General features: G+C 54.7%; 17 protein-coding genes and 1 pseudogene. 17 read left to right on the forward strand and 1 reads right to left on the reverse strand.

The genetic code is table 11. The features are described 5' to 3' along the window. Positions 1 to 211 precede the first annotated feature (211 nt). The 13 genes and pseudogenes from D3H35_RS20055 to polA all read left to right on the forward strand — a co-directional run bounded on the left by D3H35_RS20055 (position 212) and on the right by polA (position 15,725). Positions 212 to 1,603, forward strand: a complete 1,392-nt coding sequence (locus D3H35_RS20055; protein WP_119150934.1) for a stalk domain-containing protein — start codon at positions 212 to 214, stop codon at positions 1,601 to 1,603. Positions 1,604 to 1,637: 34 nt separating this feature from the next. After that, entirely contained in the window at positions 1,638 to 2,498 is an 861-nt protein-coding gene (locus tag D3H35_RS20060) for a phosphate ABC transporter substrate-binding protein (protein WP_378125537.1), read from the forward strand. A gap of 76 nt (positions 2,499 to 2,574) precedes the next feature. Continuing rightward, positions 2,575 to 3,534, forward strand: a complete 960-nt coding sequence (pstC, locus tag D3H35_RS20065) for a phosphate ABC transporter permease subunit PstC (protein ID WP_119151247.1) — start codon at positions 2,575 to 2,577, stop codon at positions 3,532 to 3,534. Next, a pseudogene (gene pstA, locus D3H35_RS20070) lies at positions 3,531 to 4,399 on the forward strand (phosphate ABC transporter permease PstA). Before pstC (D3H35_RS20065) ends, pstA (D3H35_RS20070) begins: the two are co-directional and overlap by 4 nt. Before the next feature lie 116 nt (positions 4,400 to 4,515). Further along, positions 4,516 to 5,271 carry a phosphate ABC transporter ATP-binding protein PstB gene (pstB, locus tag D3H35_RS20075; protein WP_199728552.1) on the forward strand — a complete coding sequence of 252 codons (756 nt, stop codon included), beginning with the start codon at positions 4,516 to 4,518 and terminating at the stop codon, positions 5,269 to 5,271. A 30-nt stretch (positions 5,272 to 5,301) separates the two neighbouring features. Continuing rightward, positions 5,302 to 5,961: a phosphate signaling complex protein PhoU gene (phoU, locus tag D3H35_RS20080; protein ID WP_119151248.1), complete on the forward strand. Its 660-nt coding sequence runs from the start codon at positions 5,302 to 5,304 to the stop codon at positions 5,959 to 5,961. Positions 5,962 to 6,120: 159 nt separating this feature from the next. Then, positions 6,121 to 7,062 (forward strand): phosphate ABC transporter substrate-binding protein, encoded by a 942-nt coding sequence (locus D3H35_RS20085; RefSeq protein WP_119150936.1) that lies wholly within the window; start codon positions 6,121 to 6,123, stop codon positions 7,060 to 7,062. Positions 7,063 to 7,144: 82 nt separating this feature from the next. Then, positions 7,145 to 8,026 (forward strand): phosphate ABC transporter permease subunit PstC, encoded by an 882-nt coding sequence (gene pstC, locus D3H35_RS20090; protein WP_119150937.1) that lies wholly within the window; start codon positions 7,145 to 7,147, stop codon positions 8,024 to 8,026. Next, on the forward strand, positions 8,023 to 8,910 hold the full coding sequence (pstA, locus tag D3H35_RS20095) for a phosphate ABC transporter permease PstA (protein ID WP_119150938.1): 888 nt from the start codon (positions 8,023 to 8,025) through the stop codon (positions 8,908 to 8,910). Before pstC (D3H35_RS20090) ends, pstA (D3H35_RS20095) begins: the two co-directional genes overlap by 4 nt. Next, positions 8,885 to 9,682: a phosphate ABC transporter ATP-binding protein PstB gene (gene pstB / locus D3H35_RS20100; protein WP_378125541.1), complete on the forward strand. Its 798-nt coding sequence runs from the start codon at positions 8,885 to 8,887 to the stop codon at positions 9,680 to 9,682. Before pstA (D3H35_RS20095) ends, pstB (D3H35_RS20100) begins: the two co-directional genes overlap by 26 nt. A 121-nt stretch (positions 9,683 to 9,803) precedes the next feature. Continuing rightward, entirely contained in the window at positions 9,804 to 11,615 is a 1,812-nt protein-coding gene (locus tag D3H35_RS20105; protein WP_119150940.1) for an EAL domain-containing protein, read from the forward strand. Between the two features lie 119 nt (positions 11,616 to 11,734). After that, positions 11,735 to 12,973 carry an EAL domain-containing protein gene (locus D3H35_RS20110; RefSeq protein WP_119150941.1) on the forward strand — a complete coding sequence of 413 codons (1,239 nt, stop codon included), beginning with the start codon at positions 11,735 to 11,737 and terminating at the stop codon, positions 12,971 to 12,973. Between the two features lie 76 nt (positions 12,974 to 13,049). Then, positions 13,050 to 15,725 carry a DNA polymerase I gene (polA, locus tag D3H35_RS20115; RefSeq protein ID WP_119150942.1) on the forward strand — a complete coding sequence of 892 codons (2,676 nt, stop codon included), beginning with the start codon at positions 13,050 to 13,052 and terminating at the stop codon, positions 15,723 to 15,725. Between the two features lie 112 nt (positions 15,726 to 15,837). Here polA and D3H35_RS20120 read toward each other — a convergent pair whose 3' ends face one another. Continuing rightward, on the reverse strand, positions 15,838 to 16,080 hold the full coding sequence (locus D3H35_RS20120) for a hypothetical protein (RefSeq protein WP_119150943.1): 243 nt from the start codon (positions 16,078 to 16,080) through the stop codon (positions 15,838 to 15,840). 228 nt (positions 16,081 to 16,308) lie between these two features. Between D3H35_RS20120 and D3H35_RS20125 the strand changes: the two genes are divergently transcribed. The 4 genes from D3H35_RS20125 (at position 16,309) to ytaF (ending at position 19,680) form a co-directional block, all read left to right on the forward strand. Beyond that, a complete protein-coding gene (locus D3H35_RS20125) occupies positions 16,309 to 16,632 on the forward strand; it encodes a transposase (protein WP_119148149.1) in 324 nt (107 codons plus the stop codon). 35 nt (positions 16,633 to 16,667) lie between these two features. Then, complete coding sequence (locus D3H35_RS20130) at positions 16,668 to 17,573, forward strand: IS3 family transposase (RefSeq protein ID WP_233567784.1); 906 nt, start codon at positions 16,668 to 16,670, stop codon at positions 17,571 to 17,573. Between the two features lie 314 nt (positions 17,574 to 17,887). Beyond that, a complete protein-coding gene (gene mutM / locus D3H35_RS20135) occupies positions 17,888 to 18,829 on the forward strand; it encodes a DNA-formamidopyrimidine glycosylase (RefSeq protein WP_119150944.1) in 942 nt (313 codons plus the stop codon). A 161-nt stretch (positions 18,830 to 18,990) separates the two neighbouring features. Further along, positions 18,991 to 19,680 carry a sporulation membrane protein YtaF gene (ytaF, locus tag D3H35_RS20140; RefSeq protein WP_119150945.1) on the forward strand — a complete coding sequence of 230 codons (690 nt, stop codon included), beginning with the start codon at positions 18,991 to 18,993 and terminating at the stop codon, positions 19,678 to 19,680. Positions 19,681 to 19,687 lie beyond the last annotated feature (7 nt).

Below are 19,687 nucleotides of genomic sequence, written 5' to 3' on the forward strand. Positions count from 1 at the left end.
GGGGATAGCGCAGGCAAGGAAACAACGAGCATGAGCGGCAAAAGGGGGGGAATTACATTCGCTTAACACAGCAGGCGGGAGAGACAGAAAATCGGTCAATTGACGGTAATAATTAACATTCAAATCGAGGAGAGCTAACAATCCATTGACATAGGAAAACTATAATTTTCCTAGCAAACAAATTAGAGAACAGGAAAGGTGACAAAAGTCGATGTCTATGAAAAAGACGATCAGCTCGACCGTTCTTGCAGCAGCTTTAGGCGTTACTGTGGTTGGAGCCGTAAACGCAGCATCCGCGGTAAACGTTCAAAGCACGATCTATTCGGTTAACGGAATCGAAGCTTCGATTGAAACGATTTCCCAGAACGGCAAGACGCTTGCCAGCGTTCGCGATTTGGGAGAGGCGCTCGGAGCCGATATTACGTTCGCCGGCAGCATTGTAACGGTTACGTTGAATGGACATACGGTAGTGCTTTCGAAGAACAGCGACAATATTTCGGTAGACGGCATTGCGCAGAAACTGACGGCGCCCGTCACGAACGTGAAATACAAAAACTACATCGAGCTCGATGCTTATATCAAGAGCCTTGGCGGCACTGTAGAGCTTGACGCTTCCGGAGTCGCTTCGATCGAAACGACCGGCGAGCTTCTGGAAGACGCTGACCGTGTGGATTGGTTGGATGTCAACCGCCTGATCGTCTCCAAGGACACGGAAGCAGGCCGCGTCGATTACTTGCTCAACGTACATACGGGCAAATTCGAGGAGCTTCTGAACAATCCTAACGCTTCCGAGCTTGTCGTATCCCCTAATGGCAAAAAAGCGGCTTTTACCGACAATACCGGAGCTGTGTACGTGATCGATCTGGCGACTAAAGCATCGGCGCAAGTGAGCGCAGATACGAATATTAAGCCGGAGCTGGTATGGTCTGCGGACAGCAACTCCATCTACTTCCTGCAAGGCGATAAAGGCAGCGTAATCGTCAAGCTCGATACGGCGGACGGCAAGCTGACGAAGGTGCTTGAGGATAAAGTCGATTACAAATCGAACCTCAACGTATCGTCCAACGGCAACCTGTTCACTTATATCGTAACGAAGCCGGGCGCTGTCACCGCTCCTTCCGACAAACCGGTCGATGCGGATGACGTCGCTATCGACACGACGGGCACGGAGCCGCAAATTTACAGCTTCGATGCGACGGAAAAGGATGGCAAGCCCGTCAAGCTGACTACCAATTCGGAAGATAAAGTTTTCTTCCAAGCTTCCGACGACGGACATTTCGCTTACTTCGTAAGCGTTCCGACGGATGGGAATTCGGTTCTAAGCTCGGTTGGCAAAAGCCAAGCGCTGAAAGTTCTTCTGGGAGATAAAGACGTGCTGCAATCGTTGATTATCGGCGGCAAAGCCTACGTTCTGACTTCCGGCCCGGCAGGCTCCAACCTGATCTCTATCGTCGATACGCTGACGGGAGAGAGCAAGCTGCTGTACACGGTATCCGATTCCGTATCGGAAATAGCAGTAAGCGCGGGCGGTTTGATCGCAATCGTGCAAGACGGAAAAACGTACGTCAATGAAAGCGGGAACTGGAAACAGGTAACCCGATAATCCAGCGAGGCACTCGAGAGGAGAAACGAACATCGTGAAAAAAAGCTTCAAACTATTAACCGTAGCAGCTATGGCTGTCGCCCTGCTTACTTCTTCCGTATCGTCCGTAGGAGCGGCAAGCTCCCTGAAAGGCAAAATCGTAGTCAACGGTTCTTCCGCTCTGCTTCCGCTGACGCTTCAAGCGGCCAGCGAATTCAAAAAGCTTAACCCGAAAGTAAAAATTTCGGCTTCCGCTGCCGGCTCCGTAACCGGACCGCAAGCGGTGCGCAAAGGCATTGCCGATATCGGCGCTTGCGATTGGGACGCATCGATGGACGTGCCGGGCTTCAAAAAGTTCGAAGGCCAAGTCGCTACTCCGATTGCAGTCATTCCTTTCGCGGCGATCGTCAACAAGAACGTAAACGTTAGCAGCTTGACGAACAAACAGCTGGCCGATATTTTCTCCGGCAAAGTGACGAACTGGAAGGACGTAGGCGGCTCCGACGCCGACATCGTTGTCGTCAACCGCGCATTCGGATCCGGCACGCGCGTCAACTTCCAAATTAAAGCTCTGCTCAACGGAGAATTCATGAGCAAGGGCAGCAACTACAAAGAAGTGAAATCGAGCGGCGATATGAAAACGGCCGTCGAAACGACGCCGAACGCGATCGGTTACATCGATCTCGTGTACGTGACGGGCGACAAAATCAAAGCTCTTAAAGTCAACGATGTCGCAGCTACCGAAGCTAACGTCATCAACGGAACTTACAAAGTGTGGAGCTACGGCTACTACATGACGAAAGGTCAGCCGACCGGCGCGACGAAAGCGTTCATCGATTATATCAAAAGCTCCAAGTTCCAAAACGGCTCGCTGAAAAAGCTTAAATTCATTCCGCTGTCCGCAATGAAGAAATAAGAACGGCATGATAGAGAGGAAAAGCCAGCTTCGCCGCCTTATCGGGGAGCTGGCTTCTTCATGGGAGGATGTCCACATGCTCAATCAAGCGCAAGCAAGCCCGATAGTCGCACCCGGCGAGCTCGGACGAAGTATCAAATCCGGTTCCGGCAAAACGCTGGACCGAAAAAACCGCCTTTTGTTCTATAACAAAACTTTCAAGATCGTCTGTATCGCAAGCGCGGTTTTCGTATGTCTCATCTTGTTCTCGATCTTGTTCTTCATGTTCCGCACGGGCATCCTGACATTTCGAGACGTACCGGTCCAGACTTTTTTTCTATCCAAGGAATGGTCTCCGGAGAATGAAACGTACGGCGCCTTCATTTTCATATTCGGTACGTTTGCGCTTACGGCTCTGACACTGCTTATTTCGGTTCCGATCTCGATTTTCGTTTCCGTATTTTTGGCGGAGATGGCTCCGAAATGGCTGCGCAATTTGTTGCGCCCAATTCTGGACTTGCTGGTCGGCATTCCTTCGGTCGTATACGGGTTTTTGGGTCTCACCTTGCTTATTCCGCTGCTTCGCGACGTAACGGGCACGGTTATGGGAGACGGAATTCTCGCCGCTGGTATCGTGCTGAGCATCATGGTGCTGCCTACGATTAGCCGGATCAGCGATGACGCGATCAGCGTCGTACCGCAAAAATTCAGGGACGCCTCATACGCGCTCGGAGCGACCCGATTCCAAACGATCGTCAAAGTCGTCATTCCATCGGCCAAAAGCGGAATTCTGTACGGGATCATTCTTGGCATGGCCCGCGCGATCGGCGAAACGATGGCCGTCGTCATGGTAATCGGCAATACGCCGCAGCTTGCGGACGCTCTGTTCAAGCCGACTTCGGTTCTGACGAGCAATATCGTTATGCAAATTCCGAACGTTCCTTTCGATTCAACTTGGAACTACGCTCTATATATGATGGGCTTTATTCTTCTCGTCATTTCCTTGATCATGATAGTCTTCGTCAGATTGCTGCAGAAGAGGGGGGCGAAAGCATGAAGATGACAGGAGTCAATCGCGTCAACCAAGTCAATAACCGTCTCTTCACTTTCCTCGTATGGGGAGTCGCGTCCTGCGTCGTTCTTTTCATCATCGGCCTGTTGTTTCTTATTCTTCAACGCGGTCTGCCGCAGCTGACCTGGGATTTCGTCTTCGGGCTTCCGAGCGAAATCGAGGAAGGCGGGGGATCGGTCCCGCGTTGTTCAACTCTTTCTACATGCTGATCATATCGCTTATTATCGCGGTTCCTCTCGGAATGGCTTCCGGCATTTATTTGGCCGAGTTCGCCCCGGACAACAAGCTGATCGGGCTGATCCGCATTTGCGTCGAGGGTTTGGCGTCCGTTCCATCGATTATTTTCGGATTGTTCGGCATCGCCTTGTTCGTCGAGATGTTCGAGCTTGGCCTCACTATTATCGGAGGCGCGGTCAGCTTGGCGTTCTTGAACTTGCCCGTTCTTACCCGCGTAACGGAAGAGGCGATCCGCGCCGTTCCCAAGGAGCTGCGCAGCGCATCGTTCGCGCTAGGAGCTACCCATTTGCAAACGATCCGCAAAGTGCTTATTCCCGCCGGATTGAACGGGATTGTTACCGGCATATGCCTCGTCGCGGGACGCGCATTCGGCGAGAGCGCAGTCATCATTCTGACGGCCGGCGTGACGACTTCCGGTATGATGTGGGACTTCAACCTGCTGTCTCCGGGCGAGACGCTCGCGGTCCATCTCTGGTACGTCCAGTCCGAGGCGATCGTGCCGGATGCGGCGGACATATCGGCCAAAGCGGCCGCCGTTCTCTTGTTCATCGTGCTCGCTATCAACATTGTTTTCCGGATACCGCTCTGGATCAAAGAGCGCAAGCTTCGTTAACTGTCGACCGATTTTACACTGCGTTTACAATACAGGCGTTTTCCGTTAACACGGATTTTATATAATTCGCGTGAAAATAAATAAAAACAACCCCAATGCGACCGGAGGAAACCGTTATGCAGGCTTTGATAGAGATCGAGCGCCTGAATCTATTCTATGGATCGTTCCAGGCGCTTAAAAACGTAAACATGAAAATTCCCGAAAAGGCGATTACCGCCTTCATCGGCCCGTCGGGCTGCGGCAAGTCCACGCTGCTTCGCTCGCTGAACCGGATGAACGATATGATTCAAGGAACGAATATTGAAGGAAGCATCAAAATTTCCGGCACGGATATTTACGGCAAAGACGTTGACGTCGAGACGCTGCGGAAAAAGGTAGGTATGGTGTTCCAGCAGCCGAACCCGTTTCCGAAATCGATCTACGACAACGTCGCCTACGGTCCTCGTCTGCACGGCATTAAGAGCCGCCAGAAGCTGGACGAAATCGTAGAGACGTCCTTGCGCGGCGCAGCGCTGTGGAACGAAGCGAAGGATCACCTGAAGCGTTCCGCGCTTAGCCTGTCGGGCGGTCAGCAGCAGCGGCTGTGCATTGCCCGCGCGCTCGCGGTGGAGCCGGACATTCTTCTAATGGACGAAGCGACTTCCGCGCTCGATCCGATCTCGACGCTCAAGATCGAGGAGCTGGCGCAAGAGCTGAAGGATAAATACACGATCGTCATGGTAACGCACAATATGCACCAGGCCGCGCGCGTATCGAATCAAACCGTCTTTTTCCTGAACGGAGAAGTCATCGAGTATGCCGACACCGAGAAGCTGTTCTCCAATCCGGAAGACAAGCGTACGGAAGACTATATTAGCGGCCGATTCGGCTAACGATCGGAACCGAGGGGGATATCGACAATGATGGTTAAACGCAGAGAGTTCGATTTGGGATTGGAAGAGCTTCAAAGCCTGCTTCGGGAAATGGGCACCAGAGTGGAATCGGCGCTGACGGAATCGATGAACGCCCTTAAGACGCTGGACATCGCGAAGGCGAAAGCCATTATCGGCAGCGATCTCGAGCTTAACAATCTCGAAGTAAAAATAACCGAACTGGGCGCCAAGCTGATCGCGACGCAGCAGCCCGTAGCCAAGGATCTGCGCAGCATTCTGGCGGCTTTCAAAATTAGCGGCGATCTGGAGCGGATGGGCGACCTGTCCGTCGATGTAGCTAAAGTCGTGCTGCGACTGGACGGCCAAACGCTTATCAAGCCTTTGATCGACCTGCCGCGAATGGCCGAAATTACGGTGCAAATGACGAAGGACGCCGTCAATTCCTATTTGGAGGAAAACGTCGATCTCGCTTACAAGATGGCGAAGGACGACGATACGGTTGACGCTCTGTACAGCCAGATCATTCGCGAGCTGTTCACGATGATGGTCGAGGATCCGAAGACGATCAGCCAATCGATGCTGCTTAGCTTCGTCGGGCGATACTTGGAGCGGTTCGCCGACCATGCGACGAACATCGGAGAGAGCGCCGTCTATCTCGTGACGGGCAAACGTCCGGACTTGAACAATTAATTGTTATCCCAATGACGATTTTACAATGCGATAACAAATTGAAAACATAACGTTAAAATAGGCTCGCTAGAATAAGAACTGTGCCGGACGAGGCAATCGAACGATCGTGATCCTGGTCCAAAAAAAATAAGCACGAGCATTAGAGAGGGGAAATCAGAAATGAAAAAATCGTTAGTCCTGCTGTTGACGCTTGTTCTCGCCTTCACCTTGGCCGCTTGCGGCAAGAGCAACAACTCGGAATCAAGCGGCAGCCCAAGCGACCCCGCTTCGGAAAGCACGGACAACGGTGCCGGCTCGGATTTGAGCGGTACGATTCTCGCAGCCGGTTCGACAGCACTTCAGCCTCTTGTCGATCAAGTCTCGAAAAAATTCATGGACAAAAACAGCGGCGTTACGGTAACTGTTCAAGGCGGCGGCAGCGGCGGCGGACTGACTCAAGTCCAAGCAGGCCAAGCCGATATCGGCAACTCCGATATTTTCGCCGAAGAGAAGTTCAAGGACGCGGATGCCGATAAAGCAAAGGAACTCGTCGATCACCAAGTGGCTGTCGTATCGATCGCAGCGGTAGCTAACCCTAAAGCTAACGTTGACGGATTGACGAAGCAGCAGCTGGTCGACATTTTCACCGGAAAAATCACGAACTGGAAAGACGTAGGCGGCGCCGATCAAGCGATCGTTCTTGTCAACCGTCCTGCCAGCTCCGGTACGCGCAAAACGTTCGAAAAGTATGCCTTGGGCGAAACGTCCCAAGATCTGCCGGGTTCGATCCAAGAGGATTCCTCCGGTACGGTTAGAAAGCTGGTTGCTGAAACGCCGGGAGCTATCGGATACTTGGCGCTTTCCTACCTGGACGATTCCGTAAAAGCATTGAAATACGACGGTGTTGAAGCAACGGCCGACAATGTGGCGGCAGGCACTTATCCGGTATGGGCATACGAGCACATGTACACGAAAGGCGAGCCGAACGCGGCCGTCAAAGCGCTGATCGACTTCGTGCTTTCCGATGAAATTCAAAATTCGGACGTAACCGAGCTCGGCTACATCCCGATCGGCAAAATGCAAGTAACCCGCGACGTAACCGGAGCCGTAACGAAAAAATAAGATCTCCATGTACCGTCTTTAATCCAAGCGGCAGGAGGCTGACTATTCGTCGGCCTCTGCTTGCTGTTAAAGGAGAGGCATTATGAAGCTTCCCAAACATATCCGCGAGGAATGGTGGGGCAAGTCGTACGTTTTCGGCTGTGTCGCCATTCTTATCGTTACCATTTTCTCAATCGTCTATTTTATCGCATCCAAGGGCTTAAGTCCTTTCGTGTCGGGCGGAGTCGGAATAGGGGAGCTGCTGTTCGGGCTCAAATGGAATCCCGAAGGCGAGCCCGCGACTTTCGGAGCGCTGCCGTTTCTTTTCGGCTCGTTCTCGACATCGCTCATCGCCGCTCTCATCGCCGCTCCGTTCGGCTTTTGCGCTGCGGTGTTCATGACCCAGATCGCGCCGAAGCTCGGCCGCTCGATTCTGCAGCCGGCTATCGAGCTGCTCGCCGGCATTCCTTCCGTTGTCTACGGCTTCGTCGGCTTGTCCGTCGTCGTTCCTTTCCTGCGGGATCATTTCCCCGGTCAAGGGATCGGCGTTCTGGCCGGAGCGATCGTCCTGTCCGTCATGATTTTGCCGACGGTGACGACGATCGCCACCGATGCGCTGAGCACGCTGCCCGCCGGCTTGAAGGAAGGCTCGTTCGCTCTAGGAGCAACTCGCTGGCAAACGATCTACAAGCTGATCCTGCCGACGACGCTTCCGGCTCTCCTAACCGGTATCGTACTGGGTATTTCCCGAGCGTTCGGAGAAGCGCTCGCCGTGCAAATGGTCATCGGCAACGCGCCGCACATTCCAAGATCGCTGTTCGAATCGGCTTCGACGCTTACGAGCATCATTACGCTCTCAATGGGCAATACCGTCGGAGGCTCGCTGCACAATAACGTCCTATGGAGCCTTGCGCTCGTCCTGCTTCTCATGACGTTCGTATTCATCTTCATCGTACGAATGCTGGAGAGGAGGATTAAACGATGAAAGCCAAAACAGCCGATCGCATTGCCATATCCGTCATTGTCGGCATCGCCGTTCTTATCATCGCCGTGCTGGCCTCCCTGCTCGGGTACTTGCTCATTCGCGGCCTCAGCCACGTGAGCTGGCACTTCCTCACCTCCGCTCCGGAAAATATCAAGGCGGGCGGAGGGATCGGGCCGCAGCTGTTCAACTCGTTGTTCCTGCTCGTGCTCACTATGCTGATTACGATTCCGCTCGGTCTCGGAGCGGGCATCTACATGAGCGAATATGCGAAGGCGAACCGTTTGACGAATTTTATCCGTCTTATCGTCGAAGTGCTCTCCTCGTTTCCGTCCATCGTCGTCGGCCTGTTCGGTTTTCTCGTGTTCGTTAACCTGTTCGAGATGAAATATTCGCTTATGGCGGGCGCGCTCGCGCTTACAGTGTTCAACCTGCCGCTCATGGTGCGGATTACCGAGCAGTCGCTTCGCGGAGTGCCTCGCGAGCAGAAGGAAGCGGGGCTTGCCCTCGGCCTGTCCAAATGGAAGACGATCAGCTCCATTATGCTGCCCGTCGCATTTCCTACGATCGTGACGGGGACGATTCTGGCGGCGGGGCGCGTGTTCGGCGAAGCGGCGGCGCTGCTGTTCACGGCGGGCATGAGCTCTCCGCGCCTCGACTTTACGAACTGGAACCCTTTCAGCCAGACCTCGCCGCTGAATCCGATGCGCCCGGCGGAGACGCTGGCCGTCCATATTTGGAAAATTAACAGCGAAGGTCTCGCGCCGGACGCTCCGGAAATCGCGGCAGGCGCTTCCGCTGTGCTTATTCTTATCGTTCTCTTGTTCAACTTCGGCTCCCGGTGGTTGGGCAGGGTCATCTATCGCAAATTTACCGCAACGAAGTGAGGAGGTTCCATTCATGAGCGAAACCGCCTTTTATACGAAGGACTTGTCCGTTTACTACGGAGAAAAGCAGGCGATCAAGAAGATCAGCATGGATTTTCCGGAAAAAAAGGTCGTCGCCTTGATCGGTCCGTCCGGCTGCGGCAAATCGACCTTTCTGCGATCGTTGAACCGGATGAACGACGTCATTCCCGGCGTACGCGTGGAAGGCGACATCTGGATCGGGGATCGCAATGTCAACGCTCCGGGCACCGACGTCGTCAAGCTGCGCCAAAATATCGGCATGGTGTGGCAGAAGCCTAATCCATTTCACAAATCGATCTACGAAAATATCGCCTTCGGTCCCCGCTACCACGGCATTCGAGGTAAAAAGCAGCTGGACGAAATCGTCGAAACGAGCTTGCGCAAGACGGCGCTGTGGGACGAGGTGAAGGACCGGCTTCACAATTCCGGGCTCGCTTTGTCGGGGGGGCAGCAGCAACGGCTATGCATCGCGAGATCGCTGGCCGTGCAGCCTAGCATTTTGCTGATGGACGAACCCGCCTCCGCGCTCGATCCGGTGTCCACGGCCAAGATCGAAGAGCTGATTGCGGAGCTCAAGCAGGATTACTGCATCGTTATCGTCACGCATAACATGTATCAGGCGGCCAGGGTGTCGGACAAAACGGGGTTTTTCTTGATGGGCGATTTGGTCGAGTACGCGGAGACGTCCAAAATCTTCACGAATCCTACTCAACGCGCGACGGACGACTATATATCGGGACGGTTTGGATAAGCTCGGGCAACCGGGCTTTTTGTTTTTTGAATTTTTACTTGCCGTTTACACAGCCGCGAATGAAGCAAGACAAGTTCGTGTTAGGTTGTAAGGAATAGGAAAAAAGTCGGAGGCGGGTCAAATGGACAACGACGTCGGCGTATGGTTCGGCAAACAATCGCCCGAGCGATTGGAGGAAGCGATCGATCGGCAAAGCAGCGAGGTGCGCTATTCGCCGATCGCCTCTTTGCTTGACGGCTCCGTATTCGGATATGAGGCGGTTCCGTGGGACGAGCAAGCCGGGGCGGCTTGGGATGCCGGTCGTTTTTTCGAGCAAGCGGACAAGCAGGGCAGCCTCTACGATGCCGATCGGAGATTTCGCGAATCGGCTATTCGCGGGATGGCGCCCTTATTGACCCACGTCAAGCTGTTCATCCCCGTCCCCGCCCGAATCATCTATGACGCAAGGCTGTATCCCGGCAATACGCTCTATCGGATCGAGGCGGCGGGACTGCGTCCGGAGAATGTCGTGCTATTGCTGGTCGATCAAGGCGAAGGGCACTCCGATACGTTGATTGCGGCGATCAGGCATTATCGGCTGCAAGGGTTTCGCATCGCTCTCTCGGGGATCGGGGCGGACCGGGTGTCGTTCCGACGATTGGTGGAGCTAAAGCCGGATTACGCCCGGATCGGCGGCGAGTGGCTTCCGGCCCATGCGCGCGACCACGCGGGTGAGAGCTTGTTCCAGGCGATATGCCTGCTGGCCCGCAAGGAGAAAATCGTTCTGCTGGCGGAAGGGGTCGCTCAAGAAGAGCAGCTGCGCGCGCTTATGACGCACGGTGTCGGCTACGCGCAAGGAGAGTGGATCGGCGAAAGCGGCGAGCGGCTGGAGCCGATCCGGCGCGAGGCGTCCGAGCGCATCCGGCTGGAGATGCGCAGCAAATACCACGGCTCGGCCGGCGCAGGCGCGCTCGTCGAGCTTTTGGAGCCGGCGACGACGTTCAGCCGGCGCACTCCGGTGTCGGAGGTGGCGCAGCATTTCGAGCGGCATCGCGAGACGAACGGCTTCGTTATCGTCGATGACGATAAGCGGCCCGTTGGCTTGCTCATGAAGGAGAAGCTGCACCAAATGCTCGCTTGGCAGTTCGGGCTGCCGCTTTATTGGAATCGGCCCGTCGATAAAATCATGGATACGCAGCCGCTGGTCGTCGACCAAGCGACCTCTGTCGATCAGCTGTCCCAGGTTGCGATGGCGCGCGAGCCGGACAAGCTGTACGATGCGGTTGTCGTAACGAAGAACGGCAGGACGGAGGGCATCGTCTCGATTCGCTCCTTGCTCGAATGGGTGACAAACGCTCGAATGGCCGACGCCCAATCGTCGAGCCCGCTTACCGGCTTGCCCGGCAACGAGCCGATTCGCAGAGAGCTGACCCGTCGCTTGGAGGACGGCAGACCTTTTGCGATTTTGTATGCGGATTTGGACTATTTCAAATGGTACAACGACAAGTACGGCTTCCATCGGGGAGACGATGTCATCCGTTTCACGAGCGAAGCGCTTCAGACCGTCGTCAAGGAGCACGGTGCGGACGAAAGCTTCGTCGGGCATATCGGCGGGGACGATTTCATCGTCATGACCTATTACGGCAACCCGGTCAAAATGGCCGAGGAGACGCTCGCTTTTTTCGAGAAGGGCATTTCGTCCTTTCTTAACGACGAACGGGGACCGTCTTCGGACCGGTCGGGAAAACCGTTGTCCGGCGCGGCTCTTTCGTTGTCCTTGGCGCTCCTCATTTGCCGGAACGCGGACGGGTGGACGCCGGAGAAGCTTGCGGAGTATTCGGCGCTGCTTAAGAAACGAGCGAAGGAGAAGAATGGCAGCTCGCTTGCGTGGGAAGCGCTAGGCGCCGGGGAAGGGATGGATGACAGGGACAAGGTTGTTTTTACGCCGCGTTAACGATTGTCTACGAGAAGGATGACAAACGGTTGGTAAACTGTGGAACATAGTCTGAAATTTCGACAGTTTACGACAATTCGTGCGGCATACGACAGTGAAAGCGGGTGAAAACCTTTCCCATGCATACATTCGGAATCGGCGCGATGTTCGAGGCTTGCCCCCCGCTTAGGGAGTCCGGAAACGTTGGATTGATCGGTTTGAGCTTGGAGGGCGGACTGGCTGAACGGATTACGGCCGAGTCAAGCGAAGAACCGGTACTCTGGCAGCAATGGTTAACGCAAACGCTGGAAGGGGAGAGTGTGAAGTACGCCAACCGGATAGGTCGGCACTTGTGGCTGTATGCGGAAGTTCCAGGCAGTACCGGAGCGAATCCGGACAGCTATATCGATGGATTGGCACGGCGATTGAAAGATGAGCTTACCGTGGAGATGTCCATATCGGCTCCGGCAGGGAACGGCTTTGTGCGAGGCAATGGCGCGGGGTTCGGTACGGCTGTCATTCGGGTCGCCGATCGAAGAAAGCTGGACGAAAAGCTATACGAAGCGTTCCTTGCTGCCGCGGCTCGGCTTCAGAGCGATGAAGGGCGCAGCGATCCGTTCTCGGTTCAACGAGCGGAGATGGAGAGGCTGTTGAAGGATCAAGGCATCCGAAGCGTCTATCAACCGATATTTCAATTGAAGGAAGGTCAGGTGTTCGGTTACGAGGCTTTGACGAGATGTCCGCCGGGAAGCCCTTTTGCCGGTCCGCTCGAAATGTTCCGGTTCGCCGACCGCGAAGGCTATGCCTTCGCGCTTGATCGCAAGGCCAGGGAGACGGCGATTCGATCTTGTCCCCTGCTCGGAGCGCGGCAAAAAATATTTCTCAACGTGAACGCGGGCATTATGAAGGATCCGGGATTCGTATCCGGCCAGACGATGCAATGGCTGGCGGAACGAGGGCTTAAGCCGGGCCAAGTGGTCTTCGAGCTGACCGAAAGGGACTCGATCGACGATTTCGAGGAAGCGAAAAAGACGCTCGGCCATTACCGCAGTCAAGGCTACGAGATCGCTATCGACGACGCGGGCGCAGGCTATTCTTCTCTTCAGTCGATCGTAGAGCTGAGGCCGGACTATATCAAGCTCGACAAGTCGCTCGTCCAACGCGCCGACGAGGACGATATGAAAAAATATATGCTTGGCACTTTCGTGCGCTTCGCCAAGAGAATGAACATCCGTACGGTCGCGGAAGGCATCGAACGTCCGGAGGAGCTTCGCCTCGTAAGGACGATGGGCATCGACTTCGCCCAAGGCTATTTGATCGGCCGCCCGAGCGAGCGGCCCGCGCTTGCTTTCGCAGCCGGCTTGCCCCGCAATGGGTGAGCCGGTTTTTTTGTGGTATGATTAGGAATATGGAAGGCAAGCTTTACGATGCTGTCGGTGAGGTGAAGACGAGAGTATGGGTAACGGAACGGACAAGCTGGTGCTGATCGACGGCAACAGCATAATTAACCGCGCATTCTATGCGATACCGCCGTTGACGAACGGAAGCGGACTGCATACGAACGCGGTGCTGGGCTTTACGACGATGCTGCTCAAGGTGCTGGAGGAAGAGAAGCCAAGCCACATTCTCGTCGCGTTCGACGCCGGGAAGGTGACTTTCCGGCATGAAGGCTTCGCTGAATACAAGGGGGGCCGCCAGAAGACTCCGCCCGAGCTTTCCGAGCAATTTCCGCTGTTGAAAGAGCTTCTGCCGGCATTCGGCATTTCCCAATTCGAATTGGCTGGCTACGAGGCGGACGATATTATCGGGACTCTGTCGCGCGTCGCCGAAGAAAAGGGCGGCTCCGTCGTTATTGTGTCCGGCGATAAGGACATGCTGCAGCTCGCTTCCGATCAGGTGACCGTGCTGATTACGCGCAAGGGAGTCAGCGAAGTCGAGCGCTTTACTCCTGAAGACGTGAACGAGAAGTATGGCTTGACCCCGGCTCAAATCATCGATCTGAAAGGGTTGATGGGCGATGCCAGCGATAATATTCCAGGCGTTCCCGGTGTCGGGGAGAAAACGGCGCTTAAGCTGCTGCACGAGTATGGCACTGTAGAGAACGTACTGGAGAAGGTAACTGAGCTTAAAGGCAAGCTGCGGGAAAATATTGAAAATAACATGGACAGCGCTCGTATGAGCAAGCAGGTTGCGACGATCTTCCGCGAGGTGCCTCTCGAAAAAACGCTGGACGATGCCGCCTACAGCGGATACCAAAGCGCGGAGCTGGTCGGCGCGCTTCGCAAGCTGGAGTTCAAGTCGCTTATCGAGCGACTGGATTTGGTTGGCGCAGTGAGCGAGGATGCCGGGGCGGCCGGATCGGAACCGCTCGCTTACGAGATCGTACTCGTGGAGGAAGCGGGCTGGGGCGAGCTGAACGATGCACTCGCCGCGAACGTTGATTCCCTTATCGTTGAATCCAACGGCGATAATCCGCATCAGGCAGAAGGAATCGGACTGGCCGTCGCGGCGGGCGAGAAAATCTACTTCGTGCCATGGGAGCTGCTGACAGCGGCCGACGCAGGGCCGCTCCGCGCTTGGCTGGGCGAATTGTCGGCGGCCAAGTCGGGGTATGATCTGCACCGCGACGAGCTCGTGCTCGCGCGTGCGGGAATCGAGCTTCGCGGGCTGGCGTTCGATGCGCTGCTCGCCGCTTATGTGCTTGATCCGACGGAAGCGGATCCTTCGATCGGAGGTCTGTTATCGCGCCACGGCTTGGCGAGTATTGCGCCCGACGAGGCCGTGTTCGGCAAAGGCGCCAAATTCCGTGTGCCGGATCGCGAACGTCTTGCCAAGCATTTGGCAGCCAAGGCGGACGCCGTACGCCGTCTGAAGCCGTTGCTGGTTGAGGAGATGGAGAAGCAAAGCATGCATCGCCTCTACTATGAGGTAGAGCAGCCCTTGTCTGTTGTGTTGGCGGGCATGGAGAAGCAAGGGATTTCCGTTAACGGCGAAGCTCTCCAAGAGCTTGGAGCCGAGTTCCAGCGCCGCATCGAGGAAATTGTGTCCGCCATTTACAAAATCGCCGGTTTCGAGTTCAACATCGGTTCTCCGAAGCAATTGGGAGAAGTGTTGTTCGACAAGCTCGGACTTCCGGTCGTCAAGAAGACGAAAACCGGCTATTCCACCGACGCGGAAGTTCTTGAAAAGCTGGAGCCGTACCATGAGATCGTTCGGCAAATTCTTTTGTACCGCCAATTGGCCAAGCTGCAATCGACGTATATCGAAGGCTTGCTGAAGGAAATACGGCCGGAGACGGGCAAAATCCATACGTTCTACCGGCAGACGATTGCGGCGACCGGACGGCTGTCGAGCCAGTTTCCCAACTTGCAGAACATTCCGATTCGGCTCGAGGAAGGTCGTCAAATTCGGAAGGCATTCGTGCCTTCGGAGCCGGGCTGGCGGATTTTGGCCGCCGACTATTCGCAGATCGAGCTGCGAGTGCTTGCCCATATTTCCGGAGACGAGGGCTTGAAGGAAGCGTTCCGCAACGATATGGACATCCATACGAAAACGGCTTCGGATGTATTCGGGGTATCGCCGGATCAAGTGGACGCGAACATGCGAAGGTCGGCGAAGGCCGTTAACTTCGGGATCGTGTACGGCATCAGCGATTTCGGATTGTCGCAAAATTTGAACATAACCCGCAAGGAAGCGGCTGCTTTTATCGAGCAATACTTCAGCGTATTCCAAGGCGTTAGCCGCTTCATGGAGACGATCAAGCAGCAAGCGAAGCAAGACGGCTACGTCTCGACGCTGCTCGATCGGCGCCGCTACTTGCCAGACATTCGCGCCTCTAACTTCAACCTGCGCTCGTTCGCCGAGCGGACCGCAATGAATTCGCCGATCCAAGGGACGGCGGCCGACATTATCAAGCTCGCGATGCTTCGCATGGATGAAGCGCTCCGAGAGCGCGGATTGCGCAGCCGAATGCTGCTTCAAGTGCACGATGAGCTCGTGTTCGAAGTGCCGGAGGAAGAGCTTGAGCTTATGAGCAAGCTTGTTCCGGAAGTGATGGAGTCTGCCTTGAAGCTTGACGTTCCGCTTAAAGCCGACGTTAGCCATGGCTCCAACTGGTACGAGGCCAAGTAAAAAGCGATTGGAAAGAGGGCGTTTCGAGCTTCGGTGCAGCTTGCCGAGGAACGAGACGCCTTTTGACGTATTTTGCGCGCAGCGTTTCGTTTGCGCTCCGTATCCACTGTTTTCACAGCCGTGCCAAAGTACCGTTCTTGCGCTTATCCGTATTATCCCCTTCGCTCAGCCGTGCCAAAGTACCGTTCTTGCGCTTATCCGTATTATCCCCTTCGCTCAGCCGTGCCGAAGTACCATTTTTGCGTTTAGCCGTCTTATCCCCTTCGCTCAGCCGTGCCAAAGTACCGTTCTTGCGCTTATCCGTACTATCCCCTTCGCTCAGCCGTGCCAAAGTACCGTTTTTGCGCTTAGCCATATTATCCCCTTCGCTCAGCTGAGGCTTTTAACTGCATGATGTACCGTTAATCTCCTGTCCGGCGTGCCCCCTTAAAACCTAGATGTAACTCATACATCTAAATGCTGAAAAAACGTCCCCTAGCCCCGACTTTACTCAAACTAACGGTATATTCCTCCACGGCCCCCTAATTAAACTGGAGTCCTGTCCCCAATTGAATTAGACTATTTATATGGGGAGGCGGACAGTATGCGATTAGGAAAAGTGCTTGAGGAAAAACGAATGCAGATTGTCAGAGAAGCGCTATCCGGTGTAAAGATTGCGGTATTAGGTCGCAAATATGAAATCCATCCAGAAACGATACGTAACTGGGTAAGAGAGTACGGCGATAAGGTAGGGCCTGACCAGCTCCCTTCCACAGACGAGCAAATCCAGGAGCTGAAACGGCTCCAAGAAATCGAAGAGAAATACAACCTGGCCTTAAAGAAGCTTGGCGAAAAAGAACTCGAAAATGAAATTCTCCACGAGCTTCTAAAAAAGAAGAACCCCGCTTATCTGAAAAATTCGAAGTAGCCGACCAGTTTATTAAGCGGGGCGAAAAGACAGCACTGGTCCTACGCATTCTGGATGTAGCAGAATCGTCCTACTACGCGCGTAAAAAACGAAGCCATACACCAAACACAGATGCGGGCAACCGGTCCACCGATCGTGGCAGAGGTCGCCCATTCCCCGGTTTCTCCCTCACGACGACGGGAGAACGGGTAAGCGATGAGCAGATTCGGGAATGGCTGCTTGAACTCGTAGAGGGCGAAGAGCACGTGTACGGCTACAAGTTGCTGGCACAGTGCTTACGAAACGAATGCGATCTGATCTTGAATAAGAAGAAAGCGCATCGGCTTTGTCAAGAGATCGGTATCTTGCAGGAGCAACGAAAACGGAAAGTAAAGCACCCAAGAAGACTTGCAAGGAACCACCTGATCACAGGCCCGAACCAGCTGTGGCAGGCGGATATTAAGTATGGCTATGTGGCTGGGCGGGAACGATTCTTTTTCGTAGCCACCATTATTGACGTGTTCGATCGGGTAGCTGTCGGCCAGTACAGAGGACATGTGTGTGAAGCGAAGCATGTGGTTCAGACGCTAGTGACAGCCTTACGCCAGCGTGTCGGCGAAACAGGACCATTCCCTATTGTGCGCACCGACAACGGGCCTCAATTCGTCAGTACGCTATTTGGAGATACATGCGAAGCCTTCGATATTACGCACGAGAGAATCCCACCTCGTACACCAAACATGAACGCCTATATCGAGTCTTTTCACAGCGTGCTCGAAGACAACCTGTTCTCCAAAGCAGTCTTCATGACCTTTGAAGAGGCGTACGCTGCACTTGATACGTACATGGACTTCTACAACAACCGGCGGATGCATGGAAGCTTAAAACGTATGCCACCAGAAGAATTTTCGAAGTGGGTTATGCAGCTTGAAGACCGCACACCATTTTACAGAGCTGTGTAAAAGCATGATAAACAGAACTAGGCTACGCGTGCGCCTTTTTATGTGGGGCTGACTCCAGAATTAAGGGGCCTAGCCGATTCTGCAGCTAACTTCACCCAAACCCCGATATTACTCAAAATTACATGTACAAAATACAGCTGAGCAACTGGTAAGCGATCGATCGACTCAAGCCCAACCAAGCCCAACCAAGCCCAACCAAGTCTGTACGGATCGAAGGCCAAGAAGCCGAAGTCTCAGGTTTAACCTGTGGCTCCGGCTTTTCGTATCGTTTATAATGGAGCAATACGTTTTCGACAGACGGGAAGGTGACGAATATGCCGGAATTGCCGGAGGTGGAGACGGTCCGCCGAACGCTTAACCAATTAATATCGGGCAAGACGATCCGCAGCGTCACGGTTACGCTGCCGCGAATTTTGCAACAGCCGGACGATCCGGCCGCATTCGCGGCGATGCTGGAAGGGTGCACCTTCCAATCCGTGGAACGGCGCGGGAAATTTCTCCGGCTGCTGCTGGACGGAATCGTGCTTATTTCGCATTTGCGCATGGAAGGCCGATTCGGCGTATACCCGGGCGATGAACCCGTTGAAAAGCATACGCACGTTATTTTTCATTTTACCGACGGTACGGAGCTGCGATACAAAGACGTTCGCCAATTCGGCACGATGCATCTATTCGCGCCAGGGGAAGAATTTAAGCGGCCCCCGTTGAATAAACTGGGAATAGAGCCGCTGGATGAAAGCTTCAGCCTCGAATCGTTCCAGCGGGCATTGGGAAAAAGGACGACGAAGATCAAGCCGCTGCTACTGAATCAAGAGGTTATCGTCGGACTCGGCAATATTTACGTGGACGAAGCGCTTCATTCGGCAGGCGTTCATCCGGAACGGACAGCGGATTCGCTCAAAGTCGCCGAGAAGGAGAAGCTCTTCCATTCTATCGTTCGAACATTATCCTCCGCCGTGGAAGCGGGAGGCTCTTCGATCAAATCGTACGTGAACGGCCAGGGCGAGATGGGGATGTTCCAGCATAGTCTGCTTGCATACGGACGAACCGGCGAGCCTTGCGGAATTTGCGGCACGCCGATTCGCAAATCGGTCGTCGGGGGCCGCGGCACCCACACATGTCCGAAGTGCCAGCGGGCTCCGATGTCTTCGGACGCTGAAGCGGCCGGCCATCCTTCTAGGCCCAACGCTGTAAAAAATCGGCTCGACGGCACGCGGGCGCAGCACTCAGGCAACCCCGCGATTCCAAAGCGATAAACTTATTTTCAAGCTCTTGCGTTCAGGCTTAGGCCGCTTCTCTTCGCTTTCAAGCTCTATTGCGTTCAGGCTTAGGCCGCTTCTCTTTCGCCCAACGGGGCATTCACCCGTACCCTTGCATAGGATGATATGTGTTCGCATCTTGATGCAGGGGGAAGAGCATGTTCGCACATTTGGCTTCATTGCTAATATTGTCTTTTGCCGTAAGTCTGGACGGCTTCGGGGTAGGCATTACGTACGGTGTACGCAAAATCCGGATACCGGCGGGATCGATCGTCATCATCTCCGCCTGCTCCGGACTCATTATATTGCTTTCGATGCTGGCGGGAGCGGCTATGTCCGGCTGGATGTCCCCGCACGGAGCTTCCATCGTCGGAGCCGTTATTCTGATCGGGATCGGCGGCTGGGCGCTTTCCCAGTTTTTTCGCAACAGAGAGGACGAGGACGGCGACAAGACGACGAGCGACGCGGAAGAGAGACATCGGCCGGCGAAGCCCGCGGAGACGCAACGGCCGGTCATCACCTTGGAGCTGAAGCTGTTCGGAATCATTATACAAATATTGCGCAAGCCTTCGGCAGCCGACGTGGATCGTTCCGGAATCATAAGCGCCGGAGAGGCTTTCCTGCTCGGGACCGCGCTGTCGCTAGACGCTTTCGGTGCGGGGATCGGGGCCGGTTTGGTCGGTTTTCCGCCGAATTTGACTGCCGTGCTTATCGCCGCTGCCAGCGGAACGTTCTTGTGGCTGGGTACCCGTGTCGGCTTTATTGCCGCAGGCTGGAGCTGGGTGAACAGACTGACGGTGCTGCCCGGCATTATATTGATCGCGATGGGGATATTCAAATTGCTGTAAAAAAAGG

The sequence above is a fragment of the Cohnella faecalis genome (genome assembly GCF_003570905.1).
In the GTDB taxonomy this organism is placed as follows: Bacteria; Bacillota; Bacilli; order Paenibacillales; family Paenibacillaceae; genus Cohnella; species Cohnella faecalis.

Bases quoted from the DNA above. Each gene is read 5' to 3' on its own strand.
- ytaF (WP_119150945.1), top strand. From the start codon at position 18,991: ATGTTCGCACATTTGGCTTCATTGCTAATATTGTCTTTTGCCGTAAGT.
- polA (WP_119150942.1), top strand. From the start codon at position 13,050: ATGGGTAACGGAACGGACAAGCTGGTGCTGATCGACGGCAACAGCATA.
- D3H35_RS20125 (WP_119148149.1), top strand. From the start codon at position 16,309: ATGCGATTAGGAAAAGTGCTTGAGGAAAAACGAATGCAGATTGTCAGA.
- pstC (WP_119150937.1), top strand. From the start codon at position 7,145: ATGAAGCTTCCCAAACATATCCGCGAGGAATGGTGGGGCAAGTCGTAC.
- mutM (WP_119150944.1), top strand. From the start codon at position 17,888: ATGCCGGAATTGCCGGAGGTGGAGACGGTCCGCCGAACGCTTAACCAA.
- pstB (WP_199728552.1), top strand. From the start codon at position 4,516: ATGCAGGCTTTGATAGAGATCGAGCGCCTGAATCTATTCTATGGATCG.
- D3H35_RS20105 (WP_119150940.1), top strand. From the start codon at position 9,804: ATGGACAACGACGTCGGCGTATGGTTCGGCAAACAATCGCCCGAGCGA.
- D3H35_RS20110 (WP_119150941.1), top strand. From the start codon at position 11,735: ATGCATACATTCGGAATCGGCGCGATGTTCGAGGCTTGCCCCCCGCTT.
- phoU (WP_119151248.1), top strand. From the start codon at position 5,302: ATGGTTAAACGCAGAGAGTTCGATTTGGGATTGGAAGAGCTTCAAAGC.
- pstA (WP_119150938.1), top strand. From the start codon at position 8,023: ATGAAAGCCAAAACAGCCGATCGCATTGCCATATCCGTCATTGTCGGC.
- pstC (WP_119151247.1), top strand. From the start codon at position 2,575: ATGCTCAATCAAGCGCAAGCAAGCCCGATAGTCGCACCCGGCGAGCTC.
- D3H35_RS20120 (WP_119150943.1), bottom strand. From the start codon at position 16,080: ATGGCTAAGCGCAAAAACGGTACTTTGGCACGGCTGAGCGAAGGGGAT.
- D3H35_RS20085 (WP_119150936.1), top strand. From the start codon at position 6,121: ATGAAAAAATCGTTAGTCCTGCTGTTGACGCTTGTTCTCGCCTTCACC.
- D3H35_RS20055 (WP_119150934.1), top strand. From the start codon at position 212: ATGTCTATGAAAAAGACGATCAGCTCGACCGTTCTTGCAGCAGCTTTA.